18 protein-coding genes are annotated in these 18701 nt (G+C 65.1%); 7 read left to right on the forward strand and 11 right to left on the reverse strand.

Annotated elements, in window-relative coordinates:
* Positions 1-324: SDR family NAD(P)-dependent oxidoreductase (locus VJ811_RS07160; RefSeq protein WP_324071566.1), on the reverse strand; the 324-nt coding region annotated here is incomplete at its 3' end.
* A gap of 160 nt (positions 325-484) precedes the next feature.
* On the opposite strand from VJ811_RS07160, the gene VJ811_RS07165 reads away from it, so the two are divergent.
* Positions 485-979, forward strand: a complete 495-nt coding sequence (locus VJ811_RS07165) for a helix-turn-helix domain-containing protein (RefSeq protein ID WP_324071567.1) — start codon at positions 485-487, stop codon at positions 977-979.
* Between the two features lie 31 nt (positions 980-1010).
* Here VJ811_RS07165 and clpS read toward each other — a convergent pair whose 3' ends face one another.
* The 3 genes from clpS to VJ811_RS07180 form a co-directional block, all read right to left on the reverse strand.
* A complete protein-coding gene (gene clpS / locus VJ811_RS07170; RefSeq protein WP_324071568.1) occupies positions 1011-1376 on the reverse strand; it encodes an ATP-dependent Clp protease adapter ClpS in 366 nt (121 codons plus the stop codon).
* Between the two features lie 198 nt (positions 1377-1574).
* Positions 1575-2327: a phasin family protein gene (locus tag VJ811_RS07175; protein WP_324071569.1), complete on the reverse strand. Its 753-nt coding sequence runs from the start codon at positions 2325-2327 to the stop codon at positions 1575-1577.
* A gap of 122 nt (positions 2328-2449) precedes the next feature.
* Entirely contained in the window at positions 2450-4234 is a 1785-nt protein-coding gene (locus VJ811_RS07180; protein ID WP_324071570.1) for a class I poly(R)-hydroxyalkanoic acid synthase, read from the reverse strand.
* A 116-nt stretch (positions 4235-4350) separates the two neighbouring features.
* Here VJ811_RS07180 and VJ811_RS07185 point away from each other — a divergent pair, with 116 nt between their 5' ends.
* Positions 4351-5565: an LL-diaminopimelate aminotransferase gene (locus VJ811_RS07185; RefSeq protein ID WP_324071571.1), complete on the forward strand. Its 1215-nt coding sequence runs from the start codon at positions 4351-4353 to the stop codon at positions 5563-5565.
* A complete protein-coding gene (locus tag VJ811_RS07190) occupies positions 5562-6047 on the forward strand; it encodes a DUF2721 domain-containing protein (RefSeq protein WP_324071572.1) in 486 nt (161 codons plus the stop codon). The genes VJ811_RS07185 and VJ811_RS07190 overlap by 4 nt, the downstream gene beginning before the upstream one ends.
* A gap of 45 nt (positions 6048-6092) precedes the next feature.
* Here VJ811_RS07190 and VJ811_RS07195 read toward each other — a convergent pair whose 3' ends face one another.
* Entirely contained in the window at positions 6093-7667 is a 1575-nt protein-coding gene (locus tag VJ811_RS07195) for an amidase (protein ID WP_324071573.1), read from the reverse strand.
* Between the two features lie 111 nt (positions 7668-7778).
* Between VJ811_RS07195 and VJ811_RS07200 the strand changes: the two genes are divergently transcribed.
* Positions 7779-9089 (forward strand): MFS transporter, encoded by a 1311-nt coding sequence (locus VJ811_RS07200; RefSeq protein WP_324071574.1) that lies wholly within the window; start codon positions 7779-7781, stop codon positions 9087-9089.
* 15 nt (positions 9090-9104) lie between these two features.
* On the opposite strand, the gene VJ811_RS07205 is transcribed toward VJ811_RS07200, so the two are convergent.
* Positions 9105-9695 (reverse strand): NADPH-dependent FMN reductase, encoded by a 591-nt coding sequence (locus VJ811_RS07205; protein WP_324071575.1) that lies wholly within the window; start codon positions 9693-9695, stop codon positions 9105-9107.
* A 286-nt stretch (positions 9696-9981) separates the two neighbouring features.
* Positions 9982-11271 (reverse strand): adenylosuccinate synthase, encoded by a 1290-nt coding sequence (locus tag VJ811_RS07210; RefSeq protein WP_324071576.1) that lies wholly within the window; start codon positions 11269-11271, stop codon positions 9982-9984.
* A gap of 145 nt (positions 11272-11416) precedes the next feature.
* Between VJ811_RS07210 and VJ811_RS07215 the strand changes: the two genes are divergently transcribed.
* Positions 11417-11794, forward strand: coding sequence for a DOPA 4,5-dioxygenase family protein (locus VJ811_RS07215; RefSeq protein WP_324071577.1), 378 nt, complete (start codon positions 11417-11419; stop codon positions 11792-11794).
* 126 nt (positions 11795-11920) lie between these two features.
* Here VJ811_RS07215 and VJ811_RS07220 read toward each other — a convergent pair whose 3' ends face one another.
* From VJ811_RS07220 to VJ811_RS07230, 3 genes are all read right to left on the reverse strand, one after another.
* Positions 11921-13033: an ATP phosphoribosyltransferase regulatory subunit gene (locus tag VJ811_RS07220; RefSeq protein WP_324071578.1), complete on the reverse strand. Its 1113-nt coding sequence runs from the start codon at positions 13031-13033 to the stop codon at positions 11921-11923.
* A gap of 156 nt (positions 13034-13189) precedes the next feature.
* Positions 13190-14776 (reverse strand): phosphoglycerate dehydrogenase, encoded by a 1587-nt coding sequence (gene serA / locus VJ811_RS07225; protein ID WP_324071579.1) that lies wholly within the window; start codon positions 14774-14776, stop codon positions 13190-13192.
* A 105-nt stretch (positions 14777-14881) separates the two neighbouring features.
* Positions 14882-16009 carry a phosphoserine transaminase gene (locus tag VJ811_RS07230; protein ID WP_324071580.1) on the reverse strand — a complete coding sequence of 376 codons (1128 nt, stop codon included), beginning with the start codon at positions 16007-16009 and terminating at the stop codon, positions 14882-14884.
* A gap of 171 nt (positions 16010-16180) precedes the next feature.
* On the opposite strand from VJ811_RS07230, the gene VJ811_RS07235 reads away from it, so the two are divergent.
* On the forward strand, positions 16181-16882 hold the full coding sequence (locus VJ811_RS07235) for an extensin family protein (protein ID WP_324071581.1): 702 nt from the start codon (positions 16181-16183) through the stop codon (positions 16880-16882).
* A 233-nt stretch (positions 16883-17115) separates the two neighbouring features.
* Entirely contained in the window at positions 17116-17991 is an 876-nt protein-coding gene (locus tag VJ811_RS07240; protein ID WP_324071582.1) for an LOG family protein, read from the forward strand.
* 186 nt (positions 17992-18177) lie between these two features.
* On the opposite strand, the gene VJ811_RS07245 is transcribed toward VJ811_RS07240, so the two are convergent.
* Positions 18178-18606, reverse strand: a complete 429-nt coding sequence (locus VJ811_RS07245; protein ID WP_324071583.1) for a cytochrome c family protein — start codon at positions 18604-18606, stop codon at positions 18178-18180.
* Positions 18607-18701: the final 95 nt, after the last annotated feature.

Consider the following 18701-nt stretch of genomic DNA (forward strand, 5'->3'; position numbering starts at 1 on the left):
CTTGGTGTAAACGCGCACGGTGGTTTCGGCGATCGGGAAATTGACGTTCGCGCCGATGTTGAACACCGCGACCTCGACCGGGCCGACCTCGGCTTCGACCTGATCGAACAGCGCGATCATGTCGTCTTCTTTCCGGGCGTCGCCGGGGAAGGCGCGGGCCTGATGTCCTTCGCCCCGGATTGACTTTGCGAGCGCTTCGAGCTGGTCGGCATTGCGGGTCCGGCGGTTGACGCAGGCGGTGAGCCCCTCGGCGGCGAAAGCGCGGGCGATAGCGCCGCCGGTGGCGTCTCCGGCTCCGATGATGACGGCTGCGGGATTGGGCATGCGACTCTCCTCTTGCGTCCGATTGTAACTATGATAATCATAGTAACAAGAGATTTTTCCTTCGCTCGTCATTCCCGCAAAAGCGGGAATCCAGTTTGGGCAAGCGAGGGTGCCAACTGGATCCCCGCTTTCGCGGGGTGACGAAAACAGGAAGGGGCGCATGCCCAAACGCGCGGATCTGTCGGACACATTTTGCCCCGTCGGGCGATCGGCCGAACTGCTCGGCGACCGCGCGGTCCTGCTGATCCTGCGCGAGCTGTTCTTCGGCCGGCGGCGCTTCGAACTGATGGTCGAGGGCACGGGGCTGAGGCCGCAGCTCGTGTCGGCACGGCTCAAGACGCTGGTATCGGAAGGGATCGCCGAACGGCGCGCCTATAGCGATCGGCCGTTACGCCACGATTATTGGCTGACCGACAAGGGCAAGGCGCTGTTCGATGTGCTGTACGCGATGCGCAACTGGGCCGAACGCTGGGCCTATTCCCCGGGCGAGACCGAGGGCGGGCCGGCAATCCGCTATGTGCACCGCGCGTGCGGCGCCGATGTCGGCACCGCGACGGTCTGTCCGGGATGCGGTTCTGAACTCGGTTACGGCGATTTGAAGGGCGAGCCGTCGTCGGCGCTCAAGGCCGAGCAGGTCCGACGGGCGGCCAACTAAAACCCCTCCACTTTAGGGGAGGGGGATGATGTCAGGCCTTCTCCAGCGTGCATTGCAGCGGGTGCTGGTTCTGCCGCGCGGCGTCCATGACCTGGTTCACCTTGGTCTCGGCGACCTCATAGCTGAACACGCCGCACACGCCGACGCCCTGCTGGTGGACGTGGAGCATCACCTGCGTCGCCTGTTCGATGTCCATGTTGAAGAAGCGCTGGAGCACCATCACGACGAATTCCATCGGCGTGTAATCGTCGTTGAGCAGCAGCACCTTGTACATCGAGGGCTTCTTGGCTTTCGCGCGGGTGCGCGTCGCGATGCCGACACCGGGGGTGCCGGGCGAGCCGTCGTCCTTGTCCGCCATCGCGCGGATCGGGTGGATGATCGAAACTGGAAACATCATGGGCAGGAATATCGCAAGCCGCGGGCGAAGCGCAAGAGGCGCGCGCGCGCATTTTAACCTCTCGTTCGCCAGCCGGATCGGGTGGCCGCAAAAACAAGAACCGCCCGCTTCCATGGAAGCGAGCGGCCTTGGGGTGTCGGCGCAGGCGGGAGGGGAGGGGGAGGGTGCCCGCGCCAACGACAAGAAGGTGAAAACGCCTTAGGCGGCCTTCATCTTCGAAGTGATGACCGAAACGCGGTTCGAGATCGGCGCGAAGCTTTCGTTCGTCAGCTTGACGACGAGTTCGCTGGTCTTCGAGGTCTGCGCAACAGCGGCGTCGAACGCCTTCTTGCTGTTTTCGGCATAGAGCTTGAAGAAGTCGGCCGGGGTCTTGACGGCGGTGTAGCCCTTCAGCGCGGCGGTCGTGTCTTCGAAGCTCTTGCGAGCATAGGTCACGCCTTCCTGGCCGAGCGTTTCGATGCCCTTGGCAGCGATCCTGCCGGCTTCGACGAGCGCTTCGACGTTCGCCTTGTTGAATTCGACGGCTTCTTCAGCAAGCTTGCTGGTCTTGCTCATCGCTTCCTTCGCCTTCGCGTTGAAATCGGCGGTCAGGGCTTCGGTGCGGGTCTTCGCTTCGTCGGCGAACTTCTTGACGGTGTCGTTCATGGTCTTGAATCCTTTGGTGGCGGCTGCGACCGGCTTCGGCGCGGCCTTAAGGGGCTTGGATGCAATTTTCACGGTCGCCTTCTTGGGAGCGACCTTCTTGGCAACCGCCTTGGGGGCGGCAGCCTTCTTCGCGGCCGGCTTGGCTTTTGCCTTTACCGTCTTGATCTGTGCGGGGGCCGGTTCGGCCTTCGCTACGGCCGGAGCAGCAGCGGGGGCCGGAGCGGCGGGAGTCGCCACCGGCTTGGCCGGGGTTTCCAGCGTCGCGGCTTCGAAAGCCTTTTCGGCACTATCCATCTTGGTAGCCATCGGTGTTACTCCTCTATGTTGCAGTGCACAATATAGGAGTGGCGCGGCGATTTCAAGGGTATTTTTGTGCAGTGCACAAAATTCTTGTCGCCGCGTCCCGAAGGCAGGATATTCGCTAGATATTACCGCTGCTTGACATAGCGGCCGGGAGCGTCTTCGATCGCCTTTCTGGCGCCTTTTCCGGGGATGCGAGCGCCCTTAGCCGGGATTTTTCTGTTGTCCCGCTGCGAAATCCAGCCGATCCAGTGCGGCCACCAGCTGCCCTTGGTCTCGGTGGCGCTGGCCAGGAAATCGTCGAGCGTCGCCGCTTTGCTGTCGCCGGTCCAATATTGATATTTGCCCGCGGCAGGCGGGTTGACCACCCCCGCAATATGGCCCGAACCCGCGAGCAGGAAGAGCTTCGGTCCCGACAGATGGTCCATCAGCCGCCACACGCTGGCGAGCGGCGCGATATGATCCTCGCGCCCCGCCTGGATATAGGCCGGGGTCTCGATCTTCCTGAGGTCGATCGGCGTGCCCAGCACCGACAGGCTGTTCGGGATCACCATGCGATTGTCGCGATAGAGGTCGATCAGATACTGCCGGTGCCATTTCGCGGGCAGGTTCGTCGTGTCGCCATTCCAGTAAAGCAGGTCGAAGGGCGGATAATCGTTGCCGAGCAGGTAATTGCTGACGACATAATTCCAGATGAGGTCGCGCCCGCGCAAGCTATTGAAGGTCGCCGCCATATAGCGCCCGTCGAGGAAGCCCGGCGCCGAGAGCTGCTGGAGCAGCGCCAGATAGCTGTCGTCGACGAACATTTTGAGGTCGCCGGCCTGTTCGAAATCGACCTGCGCGGTGAAGAAGGTCACCGACTTCACCTTGTCGGCCTCGCCGCGCGCCGACAGCATCGCAAGCGTCGCGGCGAGCGTGGTGCCCGCGACGCAATAGCCGATCGTGTGGACCGCGGGAACGTCGAGCGCGTCGCGCACCGTGTCGATCGCATCGACCTGCGCCGCTACATAATCGTCCCAGACGATCTCGCTCATTGACGCGTCGGCCGACTTCCACGACACGACGAACACCGACAATCCCTGTTCGACCGCCCAGGCGACGAAGCTTTTCGCGGGGTTGAGGTCGAGGATATAAAAGCGGTTGATCCACGGCGGGAAGATGAGGAGCGGGACGGCGAGCACCTCCTTCGTCGTCGGCGTGTACTGGATCAGCTGATACAGGTCGGTTTCGTGGATCACCTTGCCCGGCGTCGTCGCGATATTGACCCCGACCTCGAACGCATCGGGATCGACATGGCTGAGCTGCCCGCGCGACAGGTCGGTGAGCATATGCTTCAAGCCCTTGAGCAGGCTTTCGCCGCGTGTCTCGACCGCGCGCTTGATCACTTCGGGATTGGTGAGCGCAAGATTGGTCGGGGCCATCGCGTCGGCCATCGCCTTGGCGGCGAACTCCATCTTCGCGCGCGCCGCGGGGTCGAGCCCCTCGAACCGCCGCGTCGTCGCGAGCATCTGTTCGGCGAGCAGGCCATAGGTCTGGCGGATCATCGCGAACACCGGATTGGCGGTCCATTCGGCATCGGTGAAACGGCGGTCCTTCGCCGCCGCATCGGGGACGTCGGGAATTGTAGGGGCCATAGGGTTCATGGTCGCGAGCGAGGTCCAGAAGGCAACCCCTTGGTCCCACATCTTCGACGATTGCTCGGTCCACAGCTTCGTCGCCGGATTGTCGATCCATTTGGCCGGGTCGAACAGCGCCGCGGCACTGGCGTTGCCGTCGTTCGCCTGACCCAGTGCATATTCGAGCATCATCTGCTGCGCGCGGCCGATCACGCTCGCCCAATGCTGCATGTCGTCGGGGGATGGCATGAAGGGATTCGGCGTTTCGATCGTGTCGTCCTTGCCCGTATCGTTCATGCTCGTTCCTGCTGGCCAGTGCGGATATTATGCCTATAACAAGCCGCGGCGCGGCTGGCGAGATTGCCGCGCGCGTCAATCCAAACGCATACGTAAAGGAGTTGTTCTAGTTTCCCATGTCCGAAGATGAATTCTATCGCATCAAGCGCCTGCCGCCCTATGTCATCGCCGAAGTCAATGCGATGCGTGCGGCCGCCCGCGCCGCGGGGGAAGACATCATCGACCTGGGGATGGGCAACCCCGATCTGCCGCCGCCCGCGCATGTGATCGAGAAATTGTGCGAAGTCGCGATGAAGCCCGACGCGCACGGCTATTCGCAGTCGAAGGGCATTCCGGGGCTCCGCCGCGCGCAGGCCAATTATTACGCGCGCCGCTTCAACGTCGAACTCGACCCCGAAACCGAGGTCGTGGTGACGATGGGGTCGAAGGAAGGGCTCGCGAGCCTTGCGACGGCGATCACCGGCCCCGGCGACGTCGTGCTCGCCCCGAACCCGAGCTATCCGATCCACACCTTCGGCTTCATCATCGCCGGTGCGACGATCCGCAGCGTGCCGACGACGCCCGACGAGAATTACTGGCGCGCGCTCGACCGCGCGATGGCGTTCACCGTGCCGCGTCCGTCGATCCTCGTCGTAAACTATCCGTCGAACCCGACCGCCGAAGCCGTCGACCTCGCCTTTTACGAGCGCCTCGTCGCGTGGGCGAAGGAGAATAAGGTGTGGATCCTGTCGGACCTCGCCTATTCCGAGCTTTATTACGACGGCAATCCGACGCCTTCGATCCTGCAGGTGCCCGGCGCGAAGGACGTCGCGATCGAGTTCACCTCGATGTCGAAAACCTATTCGATGGCGGGATGGCGCATGGGCTTCGCGGTCGGCAACAAGCGTCTGATCGCGGCGATGACGCGCGTCAAATCCTACCTCGATTATGGCGCCTTCACGCCGATTCAGGCTGCCGCATGTGCCGCACTCAATGGCCCGCAGGATATCGTCGCGAAGAACCGCGAGCTTTATCAGAAGCGCCGCGACGTGATGGTCGAAAGCTTCGGCCGCGCCGGCTGGGACATCCCGAGCCCCAAGGCGTCGATGTTCGCCTGGGCACCGCTGCCCCCCGCGCTCAAGGAGATGGGCAGCCTCGAGTTTTCGAAGCAATTGCTGACCCATGCGAAAGTCGCGGTCGCGCCGGGCGTCGGTTATGGCGAGGACGGCGAAGGCTATGTCCGCATCGCGATGGTCGAAAATGAGCAGCGCATCCGCCAGGCGGCGCGCAACATCCGCAAGTTCCTCGCGATGCATGGCGTGAATACGCCTTCGGTTGCCGCCGAGGGATGATGAGTCTCGACGCCGGCGCGATTGCGCAGACGATCCAGCTGTCGGTCACGCCGGTGTTCCTGCTGGTCGCGACCGGCAGCCTGCTCAACGTCATCGCGGGGCGCCTCGCGCGCGTCGTCGACCGCTCGCGCAACCTGATGGAGCGCTGGTCCGAGACCGAAGGCGTCGAGCATGAGCGCATCGTCGCCGAGTTGCGTATCGCCGACCGACGGATGGGGATCATCAACAACTCGATCCTTTCCGCGGTGGCGTGCGGGATCGTCGTCTGCGTGCTCGTCGCGCTGCTGTTCACGCAGGCCTTTACCGGCATCAACCTCGGCGTCGCGGCGTCATGGGCCTTTGCGGTCGCGATGCTTTTGCTGCTCGTCTCGCTGATCCTCTTCCTTGTCGAGGTGCGGCTGGCGGTGCGCGCGATCCATGTGCCGATGGAATTGCTCGAACTCGAGGAAATGGGCTGGAAGCGCCGCCGTGACCGGCGCTAGCCAATCGTCTCAACTCCGTTCGCATCGAGCGGCAATGGTAGGTGATCAGGGCGTCACGCTCGCCCGATAGGTTGGCGCCACGCGCTTCCGGCTCGCCTGTTCATAGGCATAGCCTGCGGCCAATATGTCGGCGTCGCTCCACTTGGCGCCGATGAATGAGAGGCCGATCGGCAGCCCCTCGACCGCCCCCATCGGCACGGTCAGGTGCGGATAGCCGGCCACCGCGGGGAGCTGGCTGGCGCTGGGGCCGTTGTAGTGATCGCCGTTGACGAGGTCGCTGGTCCAGGCGGGGCCGTTCGTGACGCCGATCAAGAGGTCGACCTTGTGCGCCGCGAGCAGCCGGTCGATGCCCCCGGGCCCGGCCAGCCGCGCCGCCTTGGCTGTCGCGGCGACATAGGCGGGGCTGTCGAGGCCGCCCTTGGTCTCGGCGAGCTCGAACAGCGACTGGTCGAACCATTTGAGTTCCTCGGGGTTCGCCTTGTTGAAGGCGATCAGGTCGGCGAGCGTTTTCGGGCCGTCCTTGGTGGGCAGGCCCGCGAGATAGGCGGCGATGTCGGCCTTGAGCTCGGTCATCAATATTTCGAACTCGGCGGCGCCCAGTTCCTCGAGCCCCTTGCGGCTGTCGGCGATGTCGACGACCGTCGCGTCGAGGTCGGTCATCTGCGTGAGCGCGGCGTCGAGCAGCGCCGCGATATCGGCGCGGTCCCCGATACGGTCGCGCAGCACGCCGATGCGCTTGCCCTTGAGCGCGTCGGGTGAGAGCGCGGCGACATAGTCGGCCTTGCGCGTATCGGCCTCGGCGGTCGCGGGGTCGGCGGGGTCGCTGCCGGCGATCACGCTCATCACCGCGGCGGCGTCGCGCACGGTCAGCGTCATCGGGCCGGCGGTGTCCTGGCTGTGGCTGATCGGGACGATATACGTGCGGCTGACCAGCCCGACGCTGGGCTTGAAGCCGACGATCCCGTTGATCCCGGCGGGGCAGGTGATCGATCCGTCGGTTTCGGTGCCGATCGCGAGCGGCGCGAGGCTGGCGGCGACCGCCGCGGCGCTGCCCGACGACGAGCCGCAGCTGTTGCGGTCGAGCGCATGCGGATTCTTCGTCAGCCCGCCAATCGCGCTCCACCCGCTCGTCGAATTGTCCGAACGGATATTGGCCCATTCGCTGAGATTCGTCTTGCCGAGGATGATCGCGCCCGCATCGCGCAGCCGCGCCACCAGCGGCGCATCGCGATTCGTCACATTGTTCTTGAGCGCGAGCGAGCCCGCGGTCGTGGGAAGCGGCCCCGCGGCCTCGATATTGTCCTTGAGCAAGATGGGGATGCCGTGGAGCGGGCCGCGCGCCTTGCCCGCCTTGCGTTCCTGGTCGAGCCCGAAGGCCCGGGACGTCGCATCGGGAAAGGTTGCGATGACCGCGTCCAGTTTCGGCCCATTGTCGTCGACCATCCGGATGCGGTCCAGATAGACGGCGGTGATGACGTCGCTGTTGATCCGGCGCTCGGTCATTTCGGCCTGCAGACTTGCCGCGTCCTTGCCCTCGAGTTCGGGGAGTGGCGGCGGCATCGCGGCGACGGGGACGATTGCGAGAAAGGCGGCGGCGCCGAGCAGCGAAATTTTTTGCATAGGCTGCAGGCTGGCAGCCGTAGCGGCAATTGCAAGCGAACATTTTCGGCATACCGCAATGGCGTTGACACCCGTCCCCCGCGTCTGCTCCCTTGGCGACGGGAGATAATAATGACTGAGAAAGCCGCACAGGCCCGGGGTATCGCTTCGCCGTCAGCCGACGGCATTTCCGCGCAAACCCGGACGATGCTGTGGATCCTGCTGATCGTCTATATCTTCAATTTCCTTGACCGGCAGATCGTCAATATCCTCGCCGAGCCGATCAAGACCGACCTGGGCTTGTCCGATACCGAGCTGGGGCTCCTCGCGGGGCCGGCCTTTGCAGTCTTCTATGCTTTGCTCGGCATCCCGATCGCGCGCCATGCCGACAAGCAAGGGACGAACCGGGTGCGGCTGATCTCGCTCGCGCTCGCGGTCTGGTCGGCGATGACCGCGGTGTGCGGTCTCGCGCAGAATTTCGTCCAATTGCTGTTCGCGCGCATCGGCGTCGGGGTCGGCGAGGCGGGGTGCACCCCCGCGGCGCATTCGCTGATTTCGGACAGCGTGGCGCCCGAAAAACGCTCGTCGGCGATCGCATTTTATGGGCTTGGCGTACCGATCGGGTCGCTGCTCGGGCTGATCATCGGCGGGATCGTCAACGACCTCTATGGCTGGCGCATCGCGTTGATGCTCGTCGGCGCGCCGGGCTTGCTGCTTGCATCGGTCGTGTTGTTCGTGATGCGCGAACCGAGGCACAGCCGGACCGCCGAAGCCGCGGCGGCGGCGACGGTGCCGCTGTCGACCGGCGAGGCGCTGCGCGAGATATTCGCCTCGCGCGCCTATGTCTACATCCTGATCGCCGCATCGGTCACCGCCTTCCTCGGCTATGGCAAGGGGCTGTGGACGATCAGCTTCTTCATCCGCAGCCACGGCCTGTCGACGACCGAGGCGGGTCTGTCTATGGCGGTCGTGCTGGGCGTGGCGGGGGTGATCGGCACCTGGCTCGGCGGCAAGCTTGCCGACACGTTCGGCGCGCGCGACAAGCGGCACATCCTGACCTTTCCCGCCTATGGCATGGCGGTCGCGGCGCCGGTGCTGTTCCTTGGCTATGTGATGGAGGATTGGCGGATCGCAGTTGCGTTGCTCGTCCTGCCCACGATGCTGAACGCCGCCTATTACGGCCCCGCCTATGGCTGTGTGCAGGGGCTGGTCCAGCCGCGCGCCCGCGCCGTTGCGGCATCGATCATGCTGTTCGGTCAGAATCTGATCGGGCTTGGGCTCGGGCCGTTCCTGTTCGGCGTGCTGTCCGACGCGCTCCAGCCGGTGGCGGGGCAGGAAAGCGTCCGCTGGGTGCTTTACGGCGCGGCGTGGCTTGGGCTGATCCCGGCCTTCTTCTTCTGGCGCGCGAGCCTGCGGCTGAAGACCGAACTCAAGTCGGGGTAGCGTCCCGTCATTGCGTTAATAAGGCGGCTCCTGTTTGGCGCGCTGCGTCTTGGCTGCGTCGATCCACCAATTGAGGTCGTCGGCGAAGCGTGGGAAGGCCTTTTCGAGCCTTGCGCCATCCTCGCCCGTCGGCTTGCCATCGGCACCGAACGCGCGGCTGATGCGCGCGACGGGCAGGATCGAGGAGATCACCGCCATCCCCATCTCGCCCAATATATCGCGCCAGCCCATCATCGCGCGCACCCCGGCGAACGAGCCGCCCGAGTAGCAGGCGATTGCGGCGGGCCGCCAGAACCATTCCTCGAGATAATGGTCGGTCAGGTTCTTGAGCCCTGGCTGCGGTCCCCAATTATATTCGCCGGCGACGAAGAGAAAGCCGTCGGCGGCGCGGATCTTGTCCGCGAGTTCCGCCATTGCTGCGGGCGCTTCGTCTTTCGCATATTCCTTGTACATGCGGTCGAGCATCGGGAGGCCCACCGCCTTGGCGTCGATCAGCTCGGCGCCGTCGCCGCGCGCCGCGATCGCATCGACGATCCAGCGGGCGAGTTTGATCCCCTGCCGGTCGCGGCGATAGCTGCCATAGAAGACGAGGATATGGCGGGGCATGGCCGTTATGTGCCACGAAGTGGGGTGGTGCGGAAGGGCGTTGGTTGCTGAACGGAGCGGAGTTTGGGCGGATAGGGCCGGATTTTTTGTTTCGCGCAAAGGCGCAAAGAACGCAAAGGGGTTACTCGGGGCCGATAGACCCTATTTCTCAGCTTCGCTGCGGCCGCCGCGCCACTGATGGATGAACCCGCTTCGCGGGATCGCGCAGCATCTTTGCATTCTTTGCGCGAAATCATTCTTCTGACCGCAACTCCGACCCGTCGCAGGGCTGCGGCTCAGATGAATGTCAGTCGCTGAACGGGTCGCGGATCAGGATCGTGTCCTCGCGTTCGGGGCTGGTCGACACGAGCGCGATCGGGGTTTCGATCAATTCCTGCACGCGCTGGATATATTTGATCGCCTGTGCGGGCAGGTCGGCATAGCTGCGCGCGCCCGCGGTCGATTCGTGCCAGCCGTCCATTTCCTCGTAAATCGGCTCAACCTCGGCCTGGTCGGCCGAGTGCGCGGGGAAATAGTCGAGGATCTTGCCGCGGAGGCGATAACCGGTGCAGATGCGGATGGTGTCGAAACCGTCGAGCACGTCGAGCTTGGTCAGCGCGATGCCGGTGACGCCCGACACCGCGCAGCTCTGGCGCACGAGCACCGCGTCGAACCAGCCGCAGCGGCGCTTGCGCCCGGTAACGGTGCCGAATTCATGCCCGCGTTCGCCAAGCTTTTGGCCGATTTCGTCCTCGAGTTCGGTCGGGAAGGGGCCGCTGCCGACGCGCGTCGTATAGGCCTTGGCGATGCCGAGCACGAAGCCGACCGCTGAGGGGCCGAGGCCCGAGCCGCTCGCGGCGGTGCCGCTGACGGTGTTCGAGCTGGTGACGAAGGGATAGGTGCCGTGATCGACGTCGAGCAGCACGCCCTGCGCGCCCTCGAACAGGATGCGCGCGCCCGCCTTACGGACCTTCTTCAGGCGCTTCCATACCGGCTGCGCATATTCGAGGACATAGTCGGCGATTTCGGTGAGGTCGGCGATCAGGCGTTCGCGGTCGATCGGCGGCTCGCCGAAGCCGGCGCGCAGCGCGTCGTGATGCGCGGTCAGGCGGTCGAGCTGGGGTTCGAGCTTGTCGAGATGGGCAAGGTCGCAGACGCGGATCGCGCGGCGGCCGACCTTGTCCTCATAGGCGGGGCCGATGCCGCGCCCGGTGGTGCCGATCTTGCCCGCGCCCGCGGCGGTTTCGCGCAGCGCATCGAGGTCGCGGTGGAAGGGCAGGATCAGCGCGCAATTGTCGGCGATCGCGAAATTTTCGGGGTTGATGCCGACGCCCTGGCCGCGCAGCTTGGTGATCTCGTCGCGCAGCGCCCACGGGTCGAGCACGACGCCGTTGCCGATGATCGACAATGTGCCGGTGACGATGCCCGAGGGAAGCAGCGACAGCTTGTACACCTGTTCGCCGACGACGAGCGTATGGCCGGCGTTGTGACCGCCCTGGAAGCGGACCACGGCGTCGGCGCGGCTGGCGAGCCAGTCGACGATCTTGCCCTTGCCCTCGTCGCCCCATTGCGACCCGATGACGGTAACATTTGCCATGACAATGTCCTGCTGAACTAGGCCCCAAAACGACCAACGTCGGCCCGGCGCGGCCTTAGCGGATTTGGCCGCAGAGGCAAGGGTGGCGGCGCGGTTGCGTCGCTCTTTTTGGCAGGGTAGCGAGGCGGAAAGAAGGATGCCCGCGATGATCGAACCCGACGCCCCCTATCACGCCCATATCTATTTCGACGATGCGGAGCGCGCCGCCGCGACCGAACTGCGCGACGGGTTTAGCCGCGACTCGGCCATCCTGTTCGTTGGCGACATGACCGATGGGGCGGCAGGGCCGCATCCGATCGCGCAATATGAGGTGCATTTTCTCGGCGCGGCGGTTCCGGCGGTGGTCGCGACGATCGAGGCGACGGGGCTACGCGCGTTGGTGCATCCGCTGACCGACGATGATCTCGCCGATCACACGACGCTGGCGCATTGGATCGGCGAGCCGGTCGAGCTCGATGTGACGGTGCTCGACCCGCCGGGGGTGAATCGGGGTATTCCGCGGTTCGGGGTTTCGGATTTCTGAAGCCATGCCTCGATAAAAAGCAGCGTGTCCCCGCGAAGACGGGGACCCATCTCCCGCCGCCTCAAAATAGCACCGACTGGTGATAGGCTCCCGCCTTCGCGGGAGCACGCTATTTATTGCGCAGCGTTACGCCTCGAGCGGCCCATCGGGCCCAAGCCGCCATCCGCAACCAAGCGCCCGCGCATCGTCGCTTTCGGACAGCGCTGCGACCGTCTGCCAATCGTCGGCGCGCAGGCTCGCCGCCAGCGCCGGATCGTGGCCGAGCGGCAGGAAGATGCGGCGGTCGGCATCGTCCTCGGCGCCGAGACCCGCGTCGATCAGCGGGTCGGGATAGAGCGAGAAGCCGACGGCCGATTCTTCCTGTTCGCCAACGGGGATCGAGTATCCACCGCCGCGGCCGACCGCATCGCCCTGTCCGGGGACGAAAATCTGGAAGCCGAACCAGCTTTGATAGGCGAAGCCGTGGCGTTCGGTCGGATCGAGCGTCAACGTGACGCGCCCGCGCACCGGCGCCGCGATGGCTTCGAGCGCGTCGATGCGCGCGGTGAGAACGCCCGTGGTATCGAACGCGCGCAAATCGGCGATCGCCTGGTCGAACGGGCCGGTCGCGCGGAGCAGCGGCAGATAGGCTTCGGCGCCGATCCGCGTCAGCGCGCCGGCGTCCTTGGCATCAAGTTCGTCGCGGAGTTGCTGGAGGTCGGTATCGACCGGCAAAGGCCCGCCCGCGAGCAGATCGACGACGTCGGGCAGGGTGAAGTCGAGGGTAACGGGGCCGATTCCCGCCGATTCGAGCGCGTCGATCGCGACGCTGACGATCTCGCGCGCCGCGGCGACGCTGTCGCTGCCGATCAGTTCGGCGCCGACTTGCAGCATTTCGCGCGCGGGGCGGAGCTGGCTCGCCCTGAGTTTTACGACCTGTCCGGCGTAACAGAGGCGCAGCGGGCGCGGTGCCTTGGCGAGCAGCGATGTCGCGATGCGGCCGACCTGCCGCGTGATATCGGGGCGGAGCGCGAGCGTGCGCTGCGACACCGGATCGGTGAAGCGGAGCAGGTCACGCGTCGAGCGCTCGTCATCGCCGCCCAATGTTTCGCGGAACTCGGCGAGCGGCGGCGAGACGCGGCCATAACCATGCGCGCGCATCGCATCGACGAGCGCGCGGGTCACGCGCGATGCGGCTTCCGCCTGTCGGGGGAGGCGATCGCGCAGCCCTTCGGGCAGCAGGGCAGGGGCCTTGGTCATGGGTGCGGCCTTAGGCGGGAGCGGGCGGGAGTTCAATATAGTCCCCCTCCCGCAGGCTAGGGGTGGGCAGCGACGTCGCAATGCCCACCCGCTGCGACTAGCGAGCACGCTCGCAAGTCTCGCTGCCCCTCCCGCAAGCGGGAGGGGATCAGGTGATCAGAACTTCAAACCCTTCACCGTCTTCACACCGGGCAGCTGACAAAGCTGCCACAGCAAAGGCTCAGGCATCGGCGAGTCGAGGCTGAGCAGCAGCACCGCTTCGCCCCCCGCGGCGCGGCGGCCGAGGTGGAAGGTGCCGATGTTGAGCCCGGCTTCGCCGAGCGCGGTGCCGATGCGGCCGATAAAGCCCGGCGCGTCCTCGTTGACGATGTAGAGCATATGACCGTCGAGATCGGCCTCGACCTTGATGCCGAACATCTCGACGAGGCGCGGGTCGCCGTTGCTGAACAGTGTGCCCGCGACCGAACGGTCGCCGTCGCTGGTCGCCACGGTGACGCGGACCAGCGTGTGGTAATCGCCGTCGCGGTCGTGGCGCACCTCGCGCACGTCGAGTCCGCGCTCGCGCGCGAGGTGCGGGGCGTTGACCATGTTCACCGCGTCCGAGTAGCGGCGCATCAGGCCGGTGAGCACCGCGGCGGTGATCGGCTTGAGGTTGAGTTCGGCGGCGGCACCCTCGACTTCGACCGAGATGGTGGTGAGATTGTCGTGCGCGAGCTGGCCGACGAGGCTACCGAGCTTTTCGGCGAGGCTCATATAGGGGCGCAGCTTCGGCGCTTCCTCGGCCGACAGGCTGGGGACGTTGAGCGCGTTGGTGATGCCGCCGGTCAGCAGATAGTCGCTGATCTGCTCGGCGACCTGGATGGCGACATTGACCTGCGCTTCGTCGGTCGATGCGCCGAGGTGCGGGGTGCAGATGAAGTTCGGCGCGCTGAACAGCGGATGATCGGCCGCCGGCGGCTCCTGCGCGAACACGTCGAGCGCGGCGCCCGCGACATGCCCGCTGTCGAGCGCGTCCTTCAGCGCCGCTTCGTCGATCAGCCCGCCGCGCGCGCAGTTGATGATCCGCACGCCCTTCTTCGCCTTGGCGATATTTTCGGCCGACAGGATGTTGCGCGTCTGGTCGGTCAGCGGCGTGTGCAGCGTGATGAAATCGGCCTTGGCGAGCAGGGTGTCGAGATCGGCCTTTTCGACGCCAAGCTCGATCGCGCGCTCGGGGGTTAGGAAGGGATCGAACGCGACAACCTTCATGCGCAGCCCCAGCGCACGCTCGGCGACGATGCTGCCGATATTGCCGCAGCCGATCAGGCCGAGCGTTTTCGAGGTCAGCTCGACGCCCATGAAGTCGTTCTTCGGCCATTTGCCTGCCTGCGTTCCGGCGTTGGCTTCGGGAATCTGGCGCGCGAGGGCGAACATCATCGCGACCGCATGTTCGGCGGTCGTGATGCTGTTGCCGAACGGCGTGTTCATCACGATGACGCCCTTTTTCGACGCCTCGGGGATGTCGACATTGTCGACGCCGATCCCGGCGCGGCCGACGACCTTCAGCTTCGTCGCGGCGGCGAGGACGTCGGCGGTGACTTTGGTGGCCGAGCGGATCGCGAGGCCGTCATAGGCGCCGATCATCGCGATCAGCTCGTCCTTGGTCTTGCCGGTGATGACGTCGACGTCGATGCCGCGCTCCTTGAAGATCGCGGCGGCTTTGGGGTCCATTTTATCGGAAATGAGAACTTTGGGAGCGGTCATGTCGGTATTCCTCTACTCTCGTCATCCCCGCGAAAGCGGGAACCCAGTTCCAGCGTTGGCGATGGCAGCACTGGGTTCCCGCTTTCGCGGGAATGACGATGGAAATTATTTGCGGAGTTCGGCGTAGGCCCAGTCGAGCCACGGGCCGAGCGCTTCGACGTCGGCGGCGTCGACGGTCGCGCCGCACCAGATGCGGAGCCCCGGAGGCGCGTCGCGATAGCCCGCGATGTCGTAGGCCGCGCCTTCGGCATCGAGCAGCCCGGCGAACTTCTTGATGAAGCCCTCATCCGCCCCGGCAACCGACAGGCAGACCGAAGTCTTCGACCGGCTGGCCGGATCGGCGGCGAGATGGCTCAGCCAGTCGCGTTCTTCGACGATCTTGTCGAGCGCCGCGGCGTTCGCGTCGCTGCGCGCCTTGAGGCCATCGAGGCCGCCGAGCGACTTCGCCCATTCGAGCGCGAAGATCGCATCCTCGACCGCGAGCATCGACGGGGTGTTGATCGTCTCGCCCTTGAACACGCCCTCGGCGAGCGCGCCCTTGCTGACGAGGCGGAACACTTTGGGCAGCGGCCAGGCGGGCGTGTAGATTTCGAGCCGTTCGACCGCGCGCGGACCGAGGATCAGGACGCCATGACCGCCTTCGCCGCCGAGCACTTTCTGCCAGCTGAAGGTCGCGACGTCGATCTTGTCCCACGGCAGGTCGTAAGCGAACACCGCGCTGGTCGCGTCGGCGAAGCTCAGGCCCCCGCGATCGTCGGCGATCCAGTCGCCGTTCGGGACGCGGACGCCCGACGTGGTGCCGTTCCAGGTGAAAAGCACGTCGTTCGACCAGTCGACCTGGCTGAGGTCGGGAAGCTGGCCATAATCGGCGCGGATGACCGTCGGATCGAGCTTGAGCTGCTTCGCGGCATCGGTGACCCAGCCCTCGCCGAAGCTCTCCCAAGCGAGCGTCGTCACGGGGCGGGCGCCGAGCATCGTCCACATCGCCATTTCAAAGGCGCCGGTGTCGCTGCCCGGAACGATGCCGATGCGGTGCGTATCGGGGAGCTGCAGCATCTCGCGCATCAGGTCGATGCAATAGGCGAGACGCGTCTTGCCGATCTTTGCACGATGCGAGCGGCCGAGCGATTCGGTTGCAAGTTTCTCGGGGGACCAGACCGGCGGCTTGGCGCAGGGTCCGGAAGAAAAATAAGGGCGCGCGGGGCGCAATTCAGGCGTCGGCACTTCAGTCATTTTAGTCTCTCCTTGCAGAGAGCTCGCGCGGCGTTGGGACCGCGTGGCCCGGCGCCGCGTTTAGGGTTGCCCACGCAACTGTCAAACAAATTGCACGGGCCGGGCGAAATTTTCGACGAGTGGAGCAAAAGCTATACAGCTTATTAACCATTTCGTCGGTATTTTGACGTCATGGGGGTTCCTGCGTTCTTGAAGCTCCGGATATTGGTTGTCGCCAGTGCGGCACTGGCACTGTCCGCCTGTTTCGGCGCGCCCGAGGCGATGAAGAATGGCGGCGGGAACCGCCCGACCGCGAGCAAGCCGAACCGCCCGCAGGTCACCCAAACGCCCTCCTTCACCAGCGCCGAGGCGCAGCAATGCGCCTTCGACCTCAAACAGGCCGGGGTGGGCTTCACCCCGCTCCCGAATGAGGATCATGGCGGCGGCTGCACCTCGATCGATTCGGTGAAGCTGCTCGACATCGGCACCCCGGTGTCGGGGCTCGGCGCGATGACCTGTCCGCTCGCGAAGAATTTCGCCGCATGGGTGCAATATGCGGTGAAACCCGCGGCGCGAAAATATCTCGGGCAGGAGGTCGTGAAGATCGAGACCTTCGGAACCTACAGCTGCCGTAACATCTATGGCGGCCGGTCGGGCCGGATGTCGCAGCACGCCTTTTCGAATGCGATCGACGTATCGGGCTTCCTGCTCGCCGACGGTCGCCGCGTCATGCTCGACGGCGGATGGACCGGCGAAAAATCGTCGCAGGATTTCCTCCGCGCGCTCCACAAATCGGGCTGCCGCCGCTTCGGGACCGTGCTCGGCCCCGATTACAACGCGGCGCATTATAATCATTTTCACTTCGACATGAGCGGCAACGGCTACTGCCGCTGACCTGCCTCCTTCTCCCTTGATGGGAGAAGGATATGGAGCCTTGCCGCAAAGCGGCTAGGCGGAGTTGGATGAGGGTGACGGTGCGTCGCCGTGCCGCCGCCTGAGGCCGGGAACGCACCCCCACCGCTGCGACTAAGCCAGCAAGCTGGCAAGTCTCGCTGCCTCCCCCATCGAGGGGGAGGGGAATGGCGAGCGTCTTGGCAAAGCCATGCGAAACGGGTAGCCGCTCGCTAATGGCAGAAGACAAACAACCCCATCGCTCGCGTTTCCACAAAGCCAAGGACGACGCGCATTTCGCCAAACAGGCGGTATCGACCCCGCAGACGCAAAGCCCCGCCTATCGGCTGGCGTTCCAGGATACCGAATTCCTGCTGCGCGAAGATTTGCGCCCCGTGCGCTTTCAGCTCGAACTGCTCAAACCCGAACTGATGCTCGACGAGGCGAAGATCGAATCGATGCTCGTCATCTATGGCTCGGCGCGCATTCCGTCGCCCGAGACCGCGCAGGCCGTGCTCGACGCGGCGCGCACGCCCGAGGAGCAGCGGATCGCCGAACGGCTCGCCGCCAAGGCCAAATATTATGAGGAGGCGCGGGGGCTGGCGCGGATCGCGAGCCAGGTGCCGCCCGACGAGAACGGCTGCCGCAACTTCGTCGTCTGTTCGGGCGGCGGGCCGTCGATCATGGAGGCCGCGAATCGCGGCGCCAACGACGAAGGTAAGGAATCGGTCGGGCTCAACATCGTGCTGCCGCACGAGCAGGCGCCGAACCGCTACGTCACCCCCGATCTCAGCTTCCAGTTCCACTATTTCGCGCTGCGCAAGATGCACTTCCTGCTCCGCGCGCGCGCCGTCTGCGTGTTCCCGGGCGGGTTCGGGACGTTCGACGAGACGTTCGAGCTGCTGACGCTGATCCAGACCGGCAAGATCAAGCCGATCCCGATCGTGCTGTTCAGCGAGGAATTCTGGACCCGCGTCGTCAATTTCGACGCGCTGGTCGAGGAAGGCGTGATCAGCCAGCGCGACCTGTCGCTGTTCCACTTCGTCGAAACCGCCGAAGAGGCGTGGAAGATCATCCAGGATTTCTACGGCAGCGTGCAGAATCCGAACTGAGTGTCGATCCTCCCCCTTGATGGGGGAGGCGGCGAGACTTGCCAGCTTGCTGGCTAGTCGCAGCGGTGGGGGTGTGATTTCGGCCTAAAGCCACGGCGCAAAGACGCACCGTCACCCTCATCCAACTGCGCCTAGCCGCTTTGCGGCAAGGCTGCGTATCCTTCTTCCATCAAGGGAGAAGGAAGCTCACTTCGACTGTTCTTCCAGATACAGGATCAGCGCCTTGCGGTCGGCCTCGTCGGGAATTCCCGCAAACGCCATCCGGGTGCCCGGCACCGCCATCATCGGTTGCTTGAGATAGGTGTCGAGCGCGGCATCGTCCCAGACGCCGCCCTTGGCCTTCATCGCGCCCGAATAGGAAAAATCGGGGTGCGACGCGACGGCGCGGCCGGCGACGCCATGCAGGTTGGGGCCGATCCCGTTCGCGCCGCCCTTGTCGATCGTGTGACATGCGACACAGCGCCGGAAGACCTGTTCGCCCATCGCCGCGGTGGGTTCGACGGCCGCTGTTTCAACGGCGGCCTCGCCCGTTGCCGGGGCTTCGGCCGGCGTTTCGCTTTTTCTGCAACCGGCGAGCGCCAGCGCGCCCGCCAGCAGGACGGGCGCGAGCCGCATTATTTCTTGGCTTCGGACGGGGCGGGGGCTGCGGCGTCCGCAGCCGGAGCAGCGGCGCCTTCCTCGGCCGTGGGGGCCGCGGCAGCGGTCGCTTC

Origin of the sequence: Sphingopyxis sp., assembly GCF_035250425.1 — a bacterium.
In the GTDB taxonomy this organism is placed as follows: Bacteria; Pseudomonadota; Alphaproteobacteria; order Sphingomonadales; family Sphingomonadaceae; genus Sphingopyxis.